Here is a 19,192-nt window from a genome sequence, read left to right as displayed (position 1 = left end):
TTTATTTATTGATTCAATTCATTTATAGCTTGTGTATACTCAGAATCAGAAATATAATTTTGTTGTTTCATTTTTTCTAGTGTCGTTTTAATTCTTGTCATATAACTATCGCTAATATTGTTAATATCAAAATTAGACGGTGCGTTAACAACACTTGCTAAAATTGCACTTTGCAATACAGATACTTGAGGTAAGTTCTGATTATTCTTATTTACTGTTGCACCAAAGTAATAATTCGCCGCTTCTTCAATCGTATAATTGTTCTCTCCAAAGTAAATGTTATTCACGTAGTAACTTAAAATATCATTTTTACTATATTTATCTTCTACACGCTTTGCAACAAACATTTCTTTAACTTTTCTTGTTAATTGAGATTCATTAGAGTAAAAATAATTTTTTACGACTTGTTGTGTAATTGTACTACCACCTTGCGTTAATTCTCCATTTTTTAAACTAACTGCAAGCGCACGAGATACACCTCTTAAATCTATACCTTCGTGATCGTAATACCTTTTGTCTTCTACAGCAACAAAAGCATTTTTAGTGTAATCAGGCATATCTTCAACATGAACATATGCAGGTTTATCTTCTATTTTAACTAATTCATCTACATCAGAAGTTCTTGACCACATGTACATTACTGCCAGATAAAACGCAATAATGAGTATTATGAGTATTGTAATAAAACCAAATAGTTTAGATACTCGTTTTCTTTTTCTTGGTTGCACTGGTTCTTGATAATAGTGCTGATATCTTCTATATTGAACTTCTTCTTGAGAATTAGGTTGTGGAATATCACGCTTCTTATTTTTAAATAGCCCCATCTTTATTCTCCCTTATTAGTATTTCTTACATCATTATAGCTTGTAATATGTATTTTAAACACTTCTTTTTACTTAAAAACAACAAAATCAGTCCAGAGTCTTATAACAACGTATAACCTTTAGCGTATTTGGGTATAGTTTAATTATAAGGAGGATTTTAAAATGGCGAAAATAAAAGCAAACCATGCACTTGTTAAAGTTTTGAAAAATTGGCAGGTTGATCATGTATATGGTATCCCTGGTGATTCTATAGATAAAGTTGTAGATGCTCTAAAAAAAGAAGAAGATAATATCAAATTCTATGGCGTCAGACACGAAGAAGTTGCTGCATTAGCAGCGAGTAGCTATGCTAAGTTAACAGGCAAATTGGCTGTCGCTTTAAGTATAGGTGGTCCTGGAGCGATACATATGTTAAATGGTATGTATGACGCTAAAATGGATAACGTCCCTATGCTTGTCTTAGCAGGACAAACTGATTCAAAATTATTAGGCACTAAGTTCTTCCAAGAAGTTAATCTAACAGCTCTTTTTGACGATGTAGCTGTTTACAATAAACAACTGGAATCTGCTGAAAATGTTCACGAAATTGTGGATGAAGCGATTAAAACAGCATATGCTAAAAAAGGTGTAGCAGTATTAACAATTCCAAGTGACGTATTAGACGAAAAAATTGAAGATATGGTCCCAATGGAAACCTACAAATTTGAAAATGCCGTAACATACGCTGAAGATGAAGACATTGCAAAAGCAGTGGAATTAATAAATAAAAGTGAGAAACCAGTCGTGTTAACTGGCGTTGGCGCCAAAAATGCTAAAAATGAACTTTTAGACTTTTTAGACCATATCGATGCACCTGGACTTATTACTTTACCAGCTAAAGGTATTATACCTGATAAGCATCCTAATTTTATGGGTAACTTAGGAAAAATCGGGACTAAGCCAGCATTTGAAGCTTCAAAAGATGCTGATTTATTAATTCTAGTTGGTACAAATTATCCTTATGTAGACTACTTACCAGACAAGGATATCCCATGTATTCAAATAGACATTAATCGATCAAATATAGGAAATAGATTTAATGTCGATGTTGGTTTAATTGGTGATACAAAAAATGTATTAGCTTCCTTAACTCAAGCAAGTCATGAAGTTAATGACCGTAAATTTTTGAAAGCATGTCAAGAAAACATGAAATCTTGGAACAAATGGTTAGAAGAAGATCGTAATGATACAAGTAAACCTATACGCCCTGAATTATTAATGGCTGAAATTGAAAAAATTTCTACTGATGATACTGTTTTCTCAGTAGATGTCGGTACTTCAACAGTATGGAGTACAAGATATTTACAACTTGGTCATAATCATCAGTTCATAACATCCTCTTGGTTAGGAACAATGGGATGTGCCTTACCCGGCGCAATAGCTAGTAAAATAGCAAATCCTGATAAACAAGCTATTGCCATAACAGGCGATGGAGGTTTGGCAATGGTTATGCAAGATTTTGTAACAGCAGTGTTATATAAACTGCCGATTATAGTTGTCGTACTAAATAACCAAGAATTAGCTTTCATAAAATATGAGCAACAAGCAGCTGGAGAATTAGAGTATGCAATTGATTTAGGTGATATTGATTTCGCTAAATTCGCTGACAGTTGTGGCGGTATTGGTTATAACGTCGTTGATGTTGAAGACATAGCACCAACACTAGAAAAAGCTAAAAACGCGAACAAACCAGTTATCGTAAACGTAAAAGTTGATCCTGAAGCAGCCCCACTACCAGGTAAAATCATTTGGGACGAAGCTAAAGGATACGCTAAATTTGAAATTAGAACAGCTTTAGAAGAAAATAGACTAGAAAAAATGCCACCACTAAAAACATTAATCAGAAGATTCTTCTAGAATATTAACAAATAAAGCAGTAAGTCTTGCTCGTAAGACTCACTGCTTTTTTAATTGTATAAGGTTTGGGTCTGTCGAGGGAGCGGTGTCTGGGCTAAATGTTGCTTGTTTGGTAAGTCTTGCAACTTTCGGACTTCCTATGTTGCTTGTTTGATCAGTCTTGCAACATACAGACCTCCTATGTTGCTTGTTTGATCAGTCTTGCAACATACAGCTTGTGCTTAAAAGAACAAACGAAAAAATATAAAAAATATGAATGTTCCTCACGATTTTGTAAAGTGCTGACGCCCGGGGGAATAGTATGCCGCGCGCGACAACAGGCTCGAACCATATTCATAAAGCAACCACAGGCAAGCATGCACTTTCAAAATCGTAAGATTTTAAAACATAAAAGATCTCTTCACTAGACTTAACTAATGAAGAGATCTTTTATTTTGAGAATGGTTATTTATGTCCCAGACTCATGAAAAGCATTTATTGAAGCAATGCAAGTGATTCACGGTTAAAGTCTTCTAAGTCATCTGGAGTTCGACTTGTGACAATGCCACTGTCTACGACTACAGATTCGTCAACAACTTTTGCACCTGCGTTTTGTAAATCTTTACGGACAGATAAGAAACTTGTTACAGTTTTTCCTTTTAATAAATCAGTATCTATTAAGAGTTGTGGTCCATGACAAATTGCAAATGATGGTTTTTCATTTTGTACGAAATGTTTAACAAATTCGCCAAATCGACCTTGTTCATCTCCACGTAATATATCTGGTGAGAAACCGCCAGGAATTAAGACTGCATCATAATCTGCAGCATTTGCTTCTTCTATACCTAAGTCAACTTTAACTTTTTCGCCTTTTTTACCAGTGATTTCTTTACCTTTTTCTTCACCAATAACGACAACTTCATGTCCAGCGTCAGTAAGTGCTTTTTGTGGGCTTGTTAATTCAACATCTTCAAATAAATCTGTTACAACTGCTGCTACTTTTTTACTCATAATATCAATCTCTTCCTTTCATAATAATTCTAATATCTATATACCACTTATGAAAAAGTTTAAACGTATTTTGTTATTAATTTTGTAACGACTTCTATCAGTCACACTTATTCATGCATTGATTGCACTTTTTTCTCAAGTTCATCTAATAATGCAATCCATTCATCGACATCAGATACTTCCATATCTTCAGGATTCATAGCTTCCATTTCTTCTAAAAACTCAGATAATCTTTGTTTAATTTCTTTGAGTGATGTTTTTTGGCTCATTTTAATACTCCTTTTGACTTTAATAATATTATTATGAAGGATTATAAGTATAAAAACAATCATAAAACAGTATTGGAAAATCTATCTACAAGTGTTACGCTCATAGATAGGAAAAAATTCAGAAAGAAGGATATAGCATGATATACGACTTAAAAAGTCCTATCTCAATACAAAACGATCCATGGGAAGCATACAATGATATTGACGAACATGGTTCATTACAACTCAGTAATATAGAATTTACGACGACGACACTTTGTAATATGAGATGTGCACACTGCGCTGTTGGATATACATTACAATTACGAGACCCTGATACGTTACCGATGGATCTTATTTTAAAAAGGTTAGATGAAATACCACATTTAAAAACAATCTCAATAACTGGCGGAGAGCCAATGTTCAGCAAAAAATCAATTCGAGAAACTGTTGTTCCACTTTTAAAGTACGCCCATAAAAGAGGAATATATACGCAAATGAATTCTAACTTAACTCTACCAATAGATCGTTATTTAGAAATTGCAGAATATATTGACGTCATGCACATATCACATAATTGGGGAACAATTGATGAATTCAGCGAAGTTGGATTCCACGTTATGGATAAAAAACCTCCTCTAAAAGCGAGATATAAACTTTATGAACAAATGATACAAAACTCTGCAACACTATCCGAACAAGGTATGTTCGTATCCGCAGAAACGATGTTAAACAAAAGTACAAAACCATACTTACATAAAATTCATAACGAAATCATTCATGATATGAAATGTAGTCGTCATGAAATTCATCCTATGTATCCATCAGACTTTGCAAGTCAATTAAATATTATGAGCCTAGATGAAATGAAAGACACAATACATGAAATATTAGATTTTAGAAATGAAGACACATGGATGCTATTTGGTACATTACCATTCTATCCTTGCTTTATGAACGAATCAGACCAAAATTTATTATCTAGATTAAAAGATACCAAAAACGTTAGCTTAAGAAATGATCCAGACGGCAGAAGCAGACTAAATGTTAACGTATTCTCTGGAGATGTAATTGTTACTGACTTCGGAGATGAAACTGGTTCAATCGCAAATATTAAACATGATAAATTAGAAGACGTTTATCAAACTTGGATGAACTCATCATTAGCAAAATCACTCAATTGTCATTGTCCTAAAGTAAGATGCCTCGGTCCAAACTTACTTGTGAAAGATATGTATTACAAAGATGTAGACTTTAAAGCAAACGAACTAAGAATGAATCAATAATACAAATTAACATAAAAAATGCCTCATCCATGCGATAAATCGAATGGATGAGGCATTTTTTGTATTAACATATCACATTTTATATATATAACTTGGTAGACATAAAGTCTAATGTTTTCTTACTTTCATGTCTTCTTTCGTGACGTAATTTCACTCGTTCTATAGCACTTTCATAAAACCATTTTTCATCATCTGATTCTGGATATATAGCGGGTACTTTTGCTTTTTTACCATCTTTATCTAAAGCTACAAATGTTAAAAAGCTATACGCCGCTAAATGTTTTTGGTGATTAATGTTATCTTCGCTAATGACCTTCACACATATTTCCATTGAAGATTTACCTGCATGTGTAACGAAAGATACTAATGACAATACTTCACCTGTTCTAATTGGTTGTAGAAAATCAACTGAATCAGTTGATGCTGTAACGACTGAATGTCCGCTATGTCTCATCGCAGCGATTGCAGCAATCTCATCAATTTCTGCCATTAATTTACCACCAAACATTGTATTATGATGGTTTGTATCTTCCGGAAAAATTTGAATAGATTTAACACTTCTTGATTCTTTCATTGGTTTTTTCTCTTCCATATTGTTAACCCCACTCGTTTAAACTTATTTTGTCGAAAAATAATAGCCAGGTTTCCCCGGCTATTAAAGCGTATTAATGATAATCTTCCTCATCATCAAAAACTTTCTTTTCTAGTGCTTCTTCAGCAGTATCAATTCGTACAGATTCTCTACTATCGAATGTATTAACAAGATACATCATTAATGCTCCGCCAAAAGTAAATATTGCGAACACAAATGCAATCATAACGCTCCATTCCATTGGTGTACTCATGATATCCCCTCCTTTGAATGACTAACTATAAAGACTTTATTTATCTTTATTATACATGATGTAATCTTAAATGGCTATATATTAAAATGCCCAGTTGCCTTCTCTAAATACAGGCTCTTTCTCACCATTTTCTAATATACCATCAATAGATAATTCTTTACTTCCGATCATAAAGTCAACATGTGTTGTAGAGTCATTGAGACCATTTTCTGCTAACGCTTCTGGTGTCATATCTTTGCCACCTTCTATACAAAATGCGTAAGCTGAGCCAAGTGCTATATGACATGAAGCGTTTTCATCAAACAACGTGTTGTAAAATAAAGTCTTCATATTTGAAATTGGTGAATCAACTGGTACAAGGGCTACTTCACCTAACCTTTTAGCGCCTTCATCTGTTTCAAGAATACTTTTTAAAATTTCTTGTCCTACTCCAGCTTTATAATCAACTACTTCACCATCTTTAAATGTTAATGTAAAGTCATCGATAATATTACCTGAATAACTTAATGGTAACGTATTGCTAACAACGCCGTTTACACCATTTTTATGAGGTGCTGTGAATACTTCCTCTGTAGGCATGTTTGCAACGAAACTATTGCCTTTAGAATTTATTGAACTTGCACCAGACCAATATTGTCCTGTTGGTAATTCAATCGTTAAATCTGTACCTTCTGATTTATAATGCAATGCTTTATATTTCTTTAGGTTTAAATAATCTGCTTTTTCATGTAATAAATGATCATGTTCTTCCCATGCTTTAACAGGATCTTCTTGATCAACTCGAACTGTTTTTAAAATTGTTTCTAGAAGTTTGTTTACTGCTGCTTCTTCATCTAAATCAGGGAACATCATTTTAGCCCATCCTGCTGATGGATAAGATGCAACACACCAACTCATACGATCGCTTTGCACAGCTACCATATAATCTTTAAAAGCTTTTCCGTTAGCTTGCATTGCTTTACTTATCTTTTTAGGATCAGCGTCTTTCAAACTATCTGGACTAGATGACACAATAGATAAGAATGCTGCTTTTCTATTTAAATAATCCATTTTTTCATCAATATCATATTGTTTAACTTCTTCGAAAAATTCATCGGGTTCATATTGATATTTTAATTGAGAAATTCTATCGTCTTTGTAATTGACTTTAACGTCTATTGCTCCTACTTTATACGCTTCTTCAACAATTAAATGTACAAACTCACTTGCATCAATTGAAGCTTGAATATAAACAGGCTCTTTCTCTTGAACATTCAAGCCAACTTTCACTAATAGTTCTGCATATTTTTGAAGCTGTGTTTCATATCCCATATTGTACTTCCCCCTTAATTATTTTCTAAGGTCTCCTAGTGCTTGCGTAATTGCAGCCATTTCACTAGTCGAAATATTTTTTCTAGACATAACCATACTATGTATTTCCTTTAATTCTTCTTTCTTTTCTTCAGGAAATGAGTCTTTACTCAATACGCTTGTATTCACTAGTCTCAGTTTTCCTTTTAAATCATCTATCATTTGTTCAATTGATTCAGTCATATTTTTATCATCCTTTCAAAATTAAGTTTAGCAAAAAGTAATTATAATTAAAACTATGAAACTCGTATATTCGCTTTACAATTAATATGAATATTTTATACAATGTATACAAATCATAAGGTTAGGAGTGAACTGTAATGGCGGTACAAGATATTCTTTCATGGACATTGTTCGAACAAGTTGCTGTACCAGACAACATAAATCAATACCTTGTTGAAAGTGAACAAGCTTATAGTGCTTTCAAGACATACAGAGATACAGCTGTGTTTACAAACAAGCGCATTATTATACGAGACATGCAAGGTATTACAGGTAAAAAAGTAGAAACATACTCCATACCTTATAACATTATACTCATGTGGTCTACTGAGAATGCTGGAAAATTACTAGATTTAAATGGTGAAATTACATTGTGGACACGCGCAGGCAATTTTAAAATTAAAATTGGCAGGAATTTAGACATTATGCCTTTCGAAAAGTTATTGTCTAACGCCCTATTATAATTTACAATTGTGTTTACATCTTTGTAATAATGGGAATAAAAAGGATTAGTGAACTATTTAACATTTATTAGTACCTATATTTTCAAAATTAATAATTAGATATGATATGATATGTAGGTCAAAGATATTTTAAAGTTATATACATGAAAGGGGAAAAACATTATGCAAAACAAATTAGTTCCTGCTATTTTAATAGGTGGTACAATTGGCGCAATTGTCGCTTTAGCGGATAAAAACACTCGTCAATCATTATCAAGTCAAGTTCAAAACATTAAAGAAGGTAATACTTCAAGAGAGCCATCTAAATTAGATCAAATTAAAGACGAAGTTTTATACTGGAAAGATGTAATTGAAGAAATTCGTCGCAAGAATCCAGAATTAGAACAATCAATTATGGATGCTAAAGATACATTCATTGAGAAAAAGAACGAAAGACAAATCTCAGGTCCAAATCATTCATAATTTATATTAAAGACTAGGCGTATTCAACTACCTAGTCTTTTTTAACACCATATTAAATTAGGAGAATATTTATGGGAAATGATAAATCGAGTTCAAAATTTTTAGAACAAGCTAAAAACTTTAAAGATGAACAAAAAAAATCTATAAAAAAAGAAAATTATATTCCACCGCAAAGGTTTGAATCTAAAACTGCAAAAAAAGATAATCAAATATTTTTTGTATCTAAAATTAATAAGCCAGCAAAATTTACTAAAGATGGAAATATATTATCTACGTTAATTTATAGAATAGGCAAAGATAATGCAACTGGACTAGCTGCTCAACTATCCTATTATTTCTTACTTGCATTATTCCCTACTCTTATATTCGTTTTAACATTAATTCCAATATTCCAAGTCAATCCTGATACCATTACGAAGATGATTTCAGAAAATGCACCTGGTGATACTGCTACTCTTATAACGGATATCATCGATGATGTCATGAGCAACGGCAGTGGCGGACTATTCTCATTCGGTTTAATTGCAGCACTTTGGTCAGCATCAAATGGTATGACTGCCTTGATGAACGCATTCAATGTTGCGTATGATGTTGAAGATGGAAGAAATGCAATTGTCCTTAAACTTATGAGCGTATTCTTCACAATCATTATGGTTGTCGTCTTTGGTATAGCGATTGCCTTACCTATCTTTGGTCAACAAATAGGAAATTTATTATTTGGGCCTTTAGGTTTAGAGTCTGAATTACGATGGGTATTCAGTTTAGTAAAAATCGTGCTACCGTTAATTGTTACTTTCATCGTGTTTATTACACTGTATGCGTTAGCACCTAATATTAAAATCAAAATATTATCCGTTATTCCTGGTGCTGCATTCACAACGATTGCATGGCTCGGTTCGAGTGCACTTTTCGGATTATATGTAAATAACTTTGCGAACTACTCTAAAACATATGGTAGTATCGGAGGAATCATCATACTTATGATTTGGTTATTCTTAACAGGTTTAATCATAATTATAGGTGCCGAAATTAATGCAGTATTACATCAGAAGAAAATGCTTAAAAACGGATCACCCGAAGAACAAGCATTTAATAACTTAACAGAAAATGGTGATATGACTAATGCCTCTATTGAATGATATATTAGATTATAATGCAGCTTTTATAGACCAAAAAGAATATCAAAACCTTATAACAACAAAGACACCGAATGCTAAAGCTGTTTTGCTAACTTGCATGGATACACGCTTAACAGAATTATCCACGCGCGCACTAGGCTTTAAAAATGGTGATGTAAAAGTTGTAAAAAATGCTGGAGCTACTATTTCACATCCTTATGGTTCAACGATGCGTAGTTTATTAGTCGCAATTTATGCACTTGGTGCAGAAGAAATCATTATAATGGGACATAAAGATTGTGGAATGGGTAATTTAGATGTCAATTCAGTAATCGATACAATGAAAAGTCGTGGTATTACTGATAACACACTCAATACGATTGAACATTCTGGCATTGATATTCAACAATTTTTAAGAGGCTTTGATGACGTCACACAGAACGTACAAACCAATATACAAAAAATTTATAATCATCCACTATTTGATCAATCCGTTCCAATTCATGGGCTCGTAATCGATCCACATAATGGTGAATTGGAAGTTATTCAAAATGGTTATGAATTTACTAAATAAAAAGAAGCTGAACGTCTTTAAAATAAGATGTTCAGCTTCTTTTTATTTCTATGATATTAAGTTATGTTGAAAAGCATATATCACAGCTTGTGTTCTATCTTGAACTTCTAGCTTACTAAGTATGTTACTTACATGTGTCTTAACTGTTTTAATCGTTATATGAGATGCGCTAGCGATTTCTTGATTAGAATAACCTTTAGCAATTAATAGTAAAATTTCCATTTCGCGTTCAGTCAGCATTTCGAATAATTCAGCCTTTTGGTTCATTCTATTGCGCATTTTCACGAGCACCTCTGGCTCAAATACAGATTCTTTATTGTATGTCTTACGTATAGCATTCGCAATATCATCTGCAGAAGTTGTCTTTAATATATAACTATCAACACCAGCATCTAATGCTTGATACACTTCATTATCTTCAATAAAACTTGTTAACATAACAATTTTTACGCTCGGTTGATTTTTCTTTATATGTTGCGTAGCTTCAATACCATTCATATCATCCATTACTAAATCCATTAGGATAACATCAGGTTCAAGTTTTTCAGCTTTTTCAATTCCTTCTCTACCAGAAGCGGCTTCCCCTATGACAGATATATCTTCTTGAGTAGATAAATAACTTGATATGCCTATTCGAACCATTTCATGGTCATCTACGAATAATACTCTAATTGTCATATTGTTCCTCCTTATTATTTGGTACCTTAACTTCAATACGTGTTCCCGATTCAGGCATTGAAATAATATTTAGAGTTGCTCCAATTTCTAATGCACGTTCGTTCATTGTATTTAAACCATAACTTTGTGAATCTTTATTAGACGTATCGAATCCAACTCCGTCATCTTGTATACGTAATATAACATAATCATTCGTATCTATTAACTCGATTGAAACTCTTGTTCCTTTAGAATGACGTAAAGTATTGGAAATCGCTTCTTGTGTAATTCGGAAAAGGTGATCTTCCGTACCTTTAGCTATTTCTATATCTTCTATATCATATACAACTTTCATAGGAATTTTTTGTTTTAAATCGACTACTAAATCTTTTACACCTTCACCTAGTGATTTATTTTTAAGTCCTAATGGTCTTAAATGTAATAATAAAGCTCTCATTTCCAGCTGAGAATCTTGAATCATCTTCTCTAATAAATCTATTTGTTTAGCTAGTGCATCACTCAACTCTGAAGATTTAATAGCTGAAAGCATCATACTTGCAGCAAATAACTGCTGGCTTACTGAATCATGTAATTCTCTAGCTAGTCGCTGTCTTTCATCTTCTATAATTTTCTTAACGACTGAATCTTGCATTTGGTATGACTCATTTATAATTTGTTGAGACTTTAATCTCAATGTATATAGCTCTTCATGTAAAGGTATCAAAGTTTGATAAATTTCCAATGTTTCTTTGTGTAAATCTATTTCGTGATTATTCACGCCTAACATTTCACCTTGGAACGATCTTTCTATTTGTTCTTTTATCCAATGATGTTGTTGGTTAATTTTATATGCTACAGCTGAACCGATAATAATACATAATAGAATAACAACTATATTAATAAATAAAAATGCTGGCACACCAAGTATTTGAGTGTAAAAAATACCTTGAAAATAAATAATATTAATAAAAATACGATCTAAGAAAAATAATATAGCGACAATTGTATAGACAAGAATGAGCATTGAACCAATAATTCTAGTGTAGTTATTCATCGGAAAATCACCTCAACATCTCCCATAAATGTTGAGAAGAAAATATTTACTTTAAAAGTATTTTTATGACTATTTTCTTCGTAATGTACCGTTTCATTTCTCACTCTATATACTTGATCATTCATATATAACCTGCTAAATAAAGCTGTTATATGTACATTCACATGATAATTATAAGGAACGATAATTTGTGTCTTACCAATATATTGTCTTACAACAATCACATTATTCTCTGATAAATTGGCAGCTAAAGATAAATCTAATTCTATATCTCCAATTGCTTGTTGAATTTGTATATCTTCCCATTTATAAATGTAATGAGGTGTTTTTTGTGGAGAAAACCATCGCTGTTTTATAAATGATTCATTAATATTTTCATTAGATGTGTTTTCTATATGTTCTACTTTTAGTGGTTTCTTTCGATATATAATATATCTCACAACTAAAAATATAAGGGATAAGAATAGAATAGCCAGCATATAAGGATTAGAAAGTAATGCATAAATTAATAATATGGCCCCTATCCAAAATATAATGAGTCCTCGTAATTTATGAAAGTATAAATAGCCTACATAAATTAATATAACCCCCATTACGACAACAAGTAATAAGCCTATTTTTTCAAAGAAAATATAGTAAATATTAGACAACAGAACGAGTACTGATAAAACAATTAACAATTCTGTTGATATAAATTTATTCTTCAACTTACCACTCCTAACCTTAGAGAAGTGAATTCATTTGTGTCAGCATTGTACGTTCAGCTATCGTATTAGCTATTTGATCTAAAGTACGTTTCATTGCTTCATCAATTTTAGCTAATTCACTTTCTAACATATTAATTTGTTTTTGTAACCATAGTAAATCATGGTCTTCTAATTTTTTAGCACAGGTAATTTTAAAATCTTCTATTTTATCCATATACTTATTGTCTAATTCTAAATTGTATTTATCAATCATTTTACTTAAATGACATCGTTTCTGAGCTAAATAAGATATATATTGCTTCATTGCTTTTATTTTAACATCTAAATGCTTGGCACAAGCATCTAAACTTTCATAATAAGAAACAAGTATAAGTTGTTTTAATTGATTAGAAACAACATTAAACATAGAATCACCTACTTCTGTCAGATTAAACTCTATTATAAAATGTTATTCATAATCTCGAAATGGACCTAGGGACGAATTAACAATAGGTCCTTAGTCTTAGAAAAAGCTCAAGCCATATGAAAGATATGCTTGAGCTTTGTATTAATCTTCTAATTTAGTTAATAATAATGGGCCTTCATTTGTTACAACAATCGTGTGCTCAATTTGAGCAACATAACTTTTATCTTTCGTTTCAAATGCCCAATCATTTTTACCATCACTTACAATTGTTGCATTAGAAGAGATAAATGGTTCAACAGCTAAGACCATACCTTCTTTAAGTAGTTGTTTCTCTAATGGATCATAATAGTTCATAACGTGCTGTGGTGAATCATGTAATGATAGACCTACACCATGTCCAGTTAAGTTTTTGATAACTTTTAATCCATTTTTACGTGCTGTAGCATTAACTGCTCTACCGATTTGAGATAATTTAGCGCCAGGCTTAACTTTTTTCATAGCTTCTTCAAAAGCCATAGCAGCTACATCTACAACTAATTGTTTCTTCGGATCGTCCGTTTCACCAACAACAAATGAGATACCTGTATCTGCATAGTAACCATTTTTACGTGCTGAAACATCAATGTTAACAAGATCTCCTTCTTTTATAACGCGTTTACCAGGAATACCGTGTGCAACCTCTTCGTTGACACTTATGCATGTATACCCTGGAAAATCATATTCTGCAATAGGAGCTGATTCAGCTTCTAACTCTTCAAATCTTTCCTTTGCAATATCATCTAATTCTTTCGTCGTTATACCGGGTTTAGTCGCATTTTTCAACTCATCTCGAATTATCGCACATATTTTACCTATTTCTTTTAGGCCTTCAAGTTCTTTATTGTTTTGAATTATCATTTAAATCCCGTTCTTTCTTTTAAAATTTTTTTGTCGTTTTTAATTATATCAGAAAATGCATGTTATACTATAAAAAAATGATTTCGGAGTTTTGTGTATGAAAGAAAATTGGTTAACTAGAATTATCGGTGCAAGAATTATTAAAACAGGATTAGCGACATTTTTAACCGCTTTAATTTGCATGTTATTAAGCTTAAATCCTATATTTGCAGTTATAACATCTATCGTAACAATTGAACCTACAGCTAAAGCTTCTTTAAAGAAAGCTTTTGTACGTTTCCCCGCATCTATACTTGGTGCATTTATTGCTGTTATTAGCACATATTTCTTTGGTGAATCACCATTAAGTTATTCATTAGCTGCAACTGTAACCATTTTATTATGTTATCAACTGAAATTAATAGATGGCATGCTTGTAGCAGCCATTACAGCTGTTGCTATGGTACCTGTTATTCATGAAGCCTTTGTTTATAACTTTGTTTCTCGTCTAGCAACAACCACTATCGGCTTAGCTACAGCAGGAATTGTTAATTTTATTATTTTACCACCTAAATATATTAATCAAATTGAACATATAAATAATGAAATGGATAACAGAATTTTAAAGATATACATAAATAGACTTAAAGAACTTTTGCTTGGTGAATATGAATCTCATCCATCAATGAAAAAGATGACATCACTTCAACAAGATGCTACTAAAATTGAACAACTCATTAAATATCAAAAAGAAGAATATGATTACCACCGTACAAAGAAAGAATCTAAAACACATATTAGAAAAGTTGAAATGAAATATCATACAAATCGATTGCTTAATGCACATCTGCTCAATCTAATTTATTTGCCTGAAAACACTAAAGTTATTTTCACAGAAAAAGAGCGAATCGCAATCTCTCATTTCTTAAAATCATATGAGCATCTTTTAGCAACAAAAGAATTTATGAAACAGAAAAAAGCAGCGACTACGCTTAAAAATAGTGTGAAAGGCCTCGATGAATTTGATGAAAACCAAATTAAAAGTCACATTATTTATGAAATTTTGATGATCAATAAAATATTGAATGATAGATATTCTAAAATTTCAAACTAACCCATAGGTTATAGTCTAGTGAAGAAATCTCAGACTGTCGATAAAGTCACTTAAAGTGATCTTGTTGGCAGTCTTTTTTATTTTAAAATCTTACGATTTTGCTTGTGCATGCTTTCCTGGGGGTATGGTTCGAGCCTGTGGTCTCTCTCGCATACCATTCCCCCGGGCGTCAGCACTTTGCAAAATCGTGAGGAATATTCATTTTTCTTATATTTTTTCGTTTGTTCTTTTAAGTACATGCTGTATGTTGCAAGACTTACCAAACAAGCTACATAGAAGCTCTGTATGTTGCAAGACTTATCAAACAAGCGACATAGAAGGTCTGAATGTTGCAAGACTTACCAAACAAGCTACATAGAAGCTCTGTATGTTGCAAGACTTATCAAACAAGCGACATAGAAGGTCTGAATGTTGCAAGACTTATCAAACAAGCAACTTAGAAGCTCTGTATGTTGCAAGACTTACCAAACAAGCAACATAGAAGCCCTGTATGTTGCAAGACTTACCAAACAAGCAACATTCAGATCTCAATCCCAAATCAAAATAAATAACAACTCATTTCACAGATTTATTCAGCTAGAAATGAGTTGTTATTTGTTATAGAATCTATGATTTTGCTTGTGCATGCTTGCTTTAAATACTTTAACTTTATTTCGCTTTTAACAATCTTTTTATTATAGCTTGTTTTGCCGCTTCTTCAACTGTATTATCTAATTTTTCTGGTTCGAATGCTATGCCTTTACGTATACAAGCTTGTTTCAATAAGTAATCTGTAATTTCATGATTTTTTGGCAATATTGGTCCATGTAAATATGTACCTAATAAGTTTTTATAATGTATACCTTCTCGTTTGTCTGTATCATTGTTTCCATATCCATCAACAACTTTTCCAAGTGTTGGGTATTCGTGATATGTTCTTCCACCATGGTTTTCAAAGCCTACTATTTGACCAAATGTTTCAGATTCAATTACGATATCTCCTATTAAACGCTCTTTTTTTGATTCAGTGAATATATTAAGTATATTTAAACCTTCTAACCTTGTACCATCCGGCGTTACATACTCCGAACCTAGAAATTGATAACCTCCACAAATTGTTAATGTTGGCATACCATCTTCTATTGCATTTTTAAGTTGTGTTTTAATTTTCTTTAATTGTTCTGTAGCAAGGCTTTGTTCCCTATCACTACCGCCGCCAATAAAGAAGATATCACATTCGTCTAAACTTAAGTCATCTGTTTCTGTTATATCCACTACTTCGACGTTAATATTGCGCCATTTCGCACGTTGTTTCAGGGCGATAATATTTCCAATATCTCCGTATAAATTTAATTTGTCTGGCATAAAATGATATATCTTTATAGATGACATTATGCTTCCTCCTTAAAGGCTTTATTCAATGTGCGATGCATTGGTGATAACGATGTATAATTTGGTATCGCAACCGTAAATTGAGGATACGTCATCGATAATTCAGTTGCCTGTTCTATTGATTGTTCGATGATAACTTTTGCTTCAACTTCTGCATATTTCAATCTTAAAGCTAATTCTTCAGCTCTTTGGCCTGTGCATATGATTGCTTTAATGTTTTGTCTTGATAGCTTTTCAAAGTCAGCATCATAAATCCAAGAAATATCTCTACCATCCGCACCATTATCATTTAAGCCGATTAAATAAACTTTTTCTCCATCAACTTGTTCACCAACTGATAAACTTGCATTGAGACCTGCTGGATTTTTAGCCAAGTTGATTAACGCTTCTTTTTTACTATTTTTATAATATTGCATACGTCCGTTATCTGATGTATAACTCTCAAATCCAGCTTTAATTGATTGATCATTAAGTCCTAATTCTCGTAACACTGTATACGCTGCAATAACATTAAACACATTGAAATCTCCAGCAATTTTCATATCAAAGCTTGCATCATTTAAGCCAACTTGTATAAACGGTGCTTGTTTAAAAGCAGTCACTTCATATTGAGGTGTCGCTCTATTAAATCCACATTCACAAGTGTAATGGCCGATTTGATTGTAATGAACATGACTATAATTTAGTAAACGTCCGCAATTAGGACAATATTTACTTTCAACCATCGTGCTTTGCTCGAAATCGTGAATGCCTTTTTTCATACCATAATAAACAATATCGTCACTCGCTATTTTCAATCTACTTACAAATGGATCGTCAGCATTGAGTAGCAATTTAATGCCTTTATCTTTAATGGAATTGGCAATGTTATCAACCATTGTATCAATCTCACCAAATCTGTCCATTTGATCTCTAAAGAAGTTTGTTACAACCATCATTGTAGGTGTCATTTCCTTCAATACTCTTGGAATTGAACCCTCATCAATCTCTATAATTGCAATTTTTGTATTTTTATTAGATTGAACAATAAAACTTGAAGTGATTCCCGCAGCCATATTGGCCCCTTCAGTATTATGTATAATTTCGATATTGTTCTTCTTCAATGTATAACCAATTAAATTAGATGTCGTCGTTTTACCATTCGTACCACTTATCATCACAATTTCATCTACTTCATTAGCTAATTTCCTTAAAATAAGTGGGTCTATTTTACGTGCTAATTGTCCCGGAAGATCCGTACCTTGTTTACCAACTTTTCTACTTGCATATCGAGCAAGTTTTGCTATATTTTTCGCAACATACTTCTTCATACGTTACCTCCTTGTTCTGTCACATTATTATACCACGTTCAAAAGCTTTAAAAAAAGAGTTTCACTATGTCAAATCGTTGGTTTCCATTTGTTGTTATTGTATAATAAATATGTAAATAGAATTTTATTATAGAAGGGAAGATTTTTATGTTATCTAAAAATATACTAGATGCTTTAAACAATCAATTAAATCATGAATTTTACGCAGCACATGCATATATGGCAATGGCAGCATATTGTGCAGACAAGAGTTACGATGGATTTGCAAACTTCTATATTCAACAAGCTAAAGAAGAACGTTTCCATGGCATGAAAATATATAACTATATTAATGATCGTGGTGAAAAAGCTATTTTCACATCATTAGATGCACCTAAAACTGAATTCAATTCTTTATTAGAAACATTTAAAGATGGATTAGCTCAAGAGCGAGATGTAACACGTCGCTTCTATAATTTATCCGAAATTGCTAAAAATGAAAATGACTTTGCTACAATTTCATTTTTAAACTGGTTCTTAGATGAACAAGTTGAAGAAGAATCAATGTTTGAAACACATATTGATTATTTAGAAAGAATTCAAGAAGATAACAATGCACTATTTATATATGAAAAAGAATTAAGTGCTCGTCACTTTGATGAAAGCGCAGAATAATTTTTTTGTTATAAAATATAGAATTACGATTTTCTACAGACCATCTACTAACTTATGAACTATAGTAGATGGTTTTTTATATGACGATCTTTAACCTTCAAAGCATAATGTAATTCATCATGATTTACATTATGCTTTGAAATGATTATAATAACGGTCTAAAGGAAGTGATGACATGTCTTCATTTGTAGCACTAGATTTTGAAACAGCTAATGGTAGCCCCGAAAGTATATGTTCTGTTGGAATGGTAAAAGTAGTTAATCATCAAATTACCGAGACATTTTATACTTTAGTTAATCCAGAAGATTATTTTTCAAATATGAATATTAAAATCCATAAAATTAAACCTTCTGACGTGACAAATTCACCTACTTTTGATGTTGTCTTTCCATATATGATGGACTTCATTGGTGAATTACCCGTCGTTGCACATAATGCTAAATTTGATATGAATGTATTGTTTAAGTCACTCAATAAACTCAACTTAGAAATCCCTGATTTAACATACTTTTGTTCATGCATATTAGCTAGAAAAACCGTAAACAATCATAGGTATGGTCTAGCGCATATGATGACTTATTATAATATTGATTTCAAAGGCCATCACCATGCTTTAAATGATGCAAAAGCATGTGCAATTATAACTTATCGACTCTTAAAGCATTACCAAGACTTAGATTCAGTGTTAAGTATATATGGCAAAACATTATCAGATAAAAAATATGTATAAAAAAGCTGAGACAATTAAATTGTCCCAGCTTTTT

At 32.1% G+C, this 19,192-nt stretch carries 23 protein-coding genes; 9 read left to right on the top strand and 14 right to left on the bottom strand.

The features are described from left to right. Positions 1-5 precede the first annotated feature (5 nt). Positions 6-824 carry a glycosyltransferase gene (locus tag PYW35_RS04365; RefSeq protein ID WP_016912878.1) on the bottom strand — a complete coding sequence of 273 codons (819 nt, stop codon included), beginning with the start codon at positions 822-824 and terminating at the stop codon, positions 6-8. A gap of 162 nt (positions 825-986) precedes the next feature. Here PYW35_RS04365 and PYW35_RS04360 point away from each other — a divergent pair, with 162 nt between their 5' ends. Then, positions 987-2,720 (top strand): pyruvate oxidase, encoded by a 1,734-nt coding sequence (locus PYW35_RS04360; RefSeq protein WP_103322941.1) that lies wholly within the window; start codon positions 987-989, stop codon positions 2,718-2,720. A 474-nt stretch (positions 2,721-3,194) separates the two neighbouring features. Here the strand turns inward: PYW35_RS04360 and PYW35_RS04355 are convergent, their stop codons facing one another. Continuing rightward, complete coding sequence (locus PYW35_RS04355) at positions 3,195-3,710, bottom strand: type 1 glutamine amidotransferase domain-containing protein (RefSeq protein WP_103322940.1); 516 nt, start codon at positions 3,708-3,710, stop codon at positions 3,195-3,197. Positions 3,711-3,817: 107 nt separating this feature from the next. Next, the gene (locus PYW35_RS04350) at positions 3,818-3,979 is read right to left on the bottom strand and encodes an SE1561 family protein (RefSeq protein ID WP_016912451.1); all 162 of its coding nucleotides are present in this window, start codon (positions 3,977-3,979) and stop codon (positions 3,818-3,820) included. Positions 3,980-4,116: 137 nt separating this feature from the next. Here PYW35_RS04350 and yfkAB point away from each other — a divergent pair, with 137 nt between their 5' ends. Further along, positions 4,117-5,244 (top strand): radical SAM/CxCxxxxC motif protein YfkAB, encoded by a 1,128-nt coding sequence (gene yfkAB / locus PYW35_RS04345; RefSeq protein ID WP_103322939.1) that lies wholly within the window; start codon positions 4,117-4,119, stop codon positions 5,242-5,244. Between the two features lie 79 nt (positions 5,245-5,323). Here yfkAB and PYW35_RS04340 read toward each other — a convergent pair whose 3' ends face one another. From PYW35_RS04340 to PYW35_RS04325, 4 genes are all read right to left on the bottom strand, one after another. Next, complete coding sequence (locus tag PYW35_RS04340; protein WP_016912448.1) at positions 5,324-5,836, bottom strand: acyl-CoA thioesterase; 513 nt, start codon at positions 5,834-5,836, stop codon at positions 5,324-5,326. Between the two features lie 73 nt (positions 5,837-5,909). Beyond that, positions 5,910-6,089: a hypothetical protein gene (locus PYW35_RS04335; RefSeq protein ID WP_016912447.1), complete on the bottom strand. Its 180-nt coding sequence runs from the start codon at positions 6,087-6,089 to the stop codon at positions 5,910-5,912. A gap of 81 nt (positions 6,090-6,170) precedes the next feature. Next, positions 6,171-7,400, bottom strand: a complete 1,230-nt coding sequence (locus PYW35_RS04330) for an aminopeptidase (RefSeq protein WP_103322938.1) — start codon at positions 7,398-7,400, stop codon at positions 6,171-6,173. Positions 7,401-7,418: 18 nt separating this feature from the next. Then, positions 7,419-7,622, bottom strand: coding sequence for a DUF1128 family protein (locus PYW35_RS04325; RefSeq protein ID WP_016912445.1), 204 nt, complete (start codon positions 7,620-7,622; stop codon positions 7,419-7,421). Between the two features lie 137 nt (positions 7,623-7,759). Between PYW35_RS04325 and PYW35_RS04320 the strand changes: the two genes are divergently transcribed. From PYW35_RS04320 to PYW35_RS04305, 4 genes are all read left to right on the top strand, one after another. After that, positions 7,760-8,125 carry a PH domain-containing protein gene (locus tag PYW35_RS04320; RefSeq protein ID WP_016912444.1) on the top strand — a complete coding sequence of 122 codons (366 nt, stop codon included), beginning with the start codon at positions 7,760-7,762 and terminating at the stop codon, positions 8,123-8,125. A 162-nt stretch (positions 8,126-8,287) separates the two neighbouring features. Further along, a complete protein-coding gene (locus PYW35_RS04315) occupies positions 8,288-8,587 on the top strand; it encodes a YtxH domain-containing protein (RefSeq protein ID WP_016912443.1) in 300 nt (99 codons plus the stop codon). A 71-nt stretch (positions 8,588-8,658) separates the two neighbouring features. Further along, positions 8,659-9,726, top strand: a complete 1,068-nt coding sequence (locus PYW35_RS04310) for a YihY/virulence factor BrkB family protein (RefSeq protein WP_016912442.1) — start codon at positions 8,659-8,661, stop codon at positions 9,724-9,726. Beyond that, a complete protein-coding gene (locus PYW35_RS04305) occupies positions 9,710-10,279 on the top strand; it encodes a beta-class carbonic anhydrase (protein ID WP_016912441.1) in 570 nt (189 codons plus the stop codon). Before PYW35_RS04310 ends, PYW35_RS04305 begins: the two co-directional genes overlap by 17 nt. A 48-nt stretch (positions 10,280-10,327) precedes the next feature. On the opposite strand, the gene PYW35_RS04300 is transcribed toward PYW35_RS04305, so the two are convergent. From PYW35_RS04300 to map, 5 genes are all read right to left on the bottom strand, one after another. Continuing rightward, positions 10,328-10,957, bottom strand: coding sequence for a response regulator transcription factor (locus tag PYW35_RS04300; RefSeq protein WP_016912440.1), 630 nt, complete (start codon positions 10,955-10,957; stop codon positions 10,328-10,330). Further along, positions 10,947-11,990 carry a sensor histidine kinase gene (locus PYW35_RS04295; RefSeq protein WP_016912439.1) on the bottom strand — a complete coding sequence of 348 codons (1,044 nt, stop codon included), beginning with the start codon at positions 11,988-11,990 and terminating at the stop codon, positions 10,947-10,949. Before PYW35_RS04295 ends, PYW35_RS04300 begins: the two co-directional genes overlap by 11 nt. Next, on the bottom strand, positions 11,987-12,697 hold the full coding sequence (gene liaF, locus PYW35_RS04290; RefSeq protein ID WP_103322937.1) for a cell wall-active antibiotics response protein LiaF: 711 nt from the start codon (positions 12,695-12,697) through the stop codon (positions 11,987-11,989). The genes PYW35_RS04295 and liaF overlap by 4 nt, the downstream gene beginning before the upstream one ends. A gap of 16 nt (positions 12,698-12,713) precedes the next feature. Then, entirely contained in the window at positions 12,714-13,103 is a 390-nt protein-coding gene (locus PYW35_RS04285) for a hypothetical protein (protein WP_016912437.1), read from the bottom strand. Between the two features lie 141 nt (positions 13,104-13,244). Beyond that, complete coding sequence (gene map / locus PYW35_RS04280; protein WP_016912436.1) at positions 13,245-14,000, bottom strand: type I methionyl aminopeptidase; 756 nt, start codon at positions 13,998-14,000, stop codon at positions 13,245-13,247. Between the two features lie 97 nt (positions 14,001-14,097). Here map and PYW35_RS04275 point away from each other — a divergent pair, with 97 nt between their 5' ends. Continuing rightward, positions 14,098-15,093 (top strand): FUSC family protein, encoded by a 996-nt coding sequence (locus tag PYW35_RS04275; RefSeq protein ID WP_103322936.1) that lies wholly within the window; start codon positions 14,098-14,100, stop codon positions 15,091-15,093. 648 nt (positions 15,094-15,741) lie between these two features. On the opposite strand, the gene gatD is transcribed toward PYW35_RS04275, so the two are convergent. Continuing rightward, a complete protein-coding gene (gatD, locus tag PYW35_RS04270; protein WP_103322935.1) occupies positions 15,742-16,464 on the bottom strand; it encodes a lipid II isoglutaminyl synthase subunit GatD in 723 nt (240 codons plus the stop codon). Then, positions 16,464-17,774, bottom strand: a complete 1,311-nt coding sequence (gene murT / locus PYW35_RS04265) for a lipid II isoglutaminyl synthase subunit MurT (protein ID WP_016912133.1) — start codon at positions 17,772-17,774, stop codon at positions 16,464-16,466. The genes gatD and murT overlap by 1 nt, the downstream gene beginning before the upstream one ends. Positions 17,775-17,921: 147 nt before the next feature. Here murT and PYW35_RS04260 point away from each other — a divergent pair, with 147 nt between their 5' ends. Beyond that, entirely contained in the window at positions 17,922-18,428 is a 507-nt protein-coding gene (locus tag PYW35_RS04260; protein ID WP_016912134.1) for a ferritin, read from the top strand. A gap of 175 nt (positions 18,429-18,603) precedes the next feature. Then, positions 18,604-19,158, top strand: coding sequence for a 3'-5' exonuclease (locus PYW35_RS04255; protein ID WP_103322934.1), 555 nt, complete (start codon positions 18,604-18,606; stop codon positions 19,156-19,158). The last annotated feature ends 34 nt before the right edge of the window (positions 19,159-19,192 follow it).

Source organism: Mammaliicoccus vitulinus, assembly GCF_029024305.1.
GTDB classification, from domain to species: Bacteria; Bacillota; Bacilli; order Staphylococcales; family Staphylococcaceae; genus Mammaliicoccus; species Mammaliicoccus vitulinus.
This window is presented reverse-complemented; position numbering and strand designations above follow the sequence as displayed.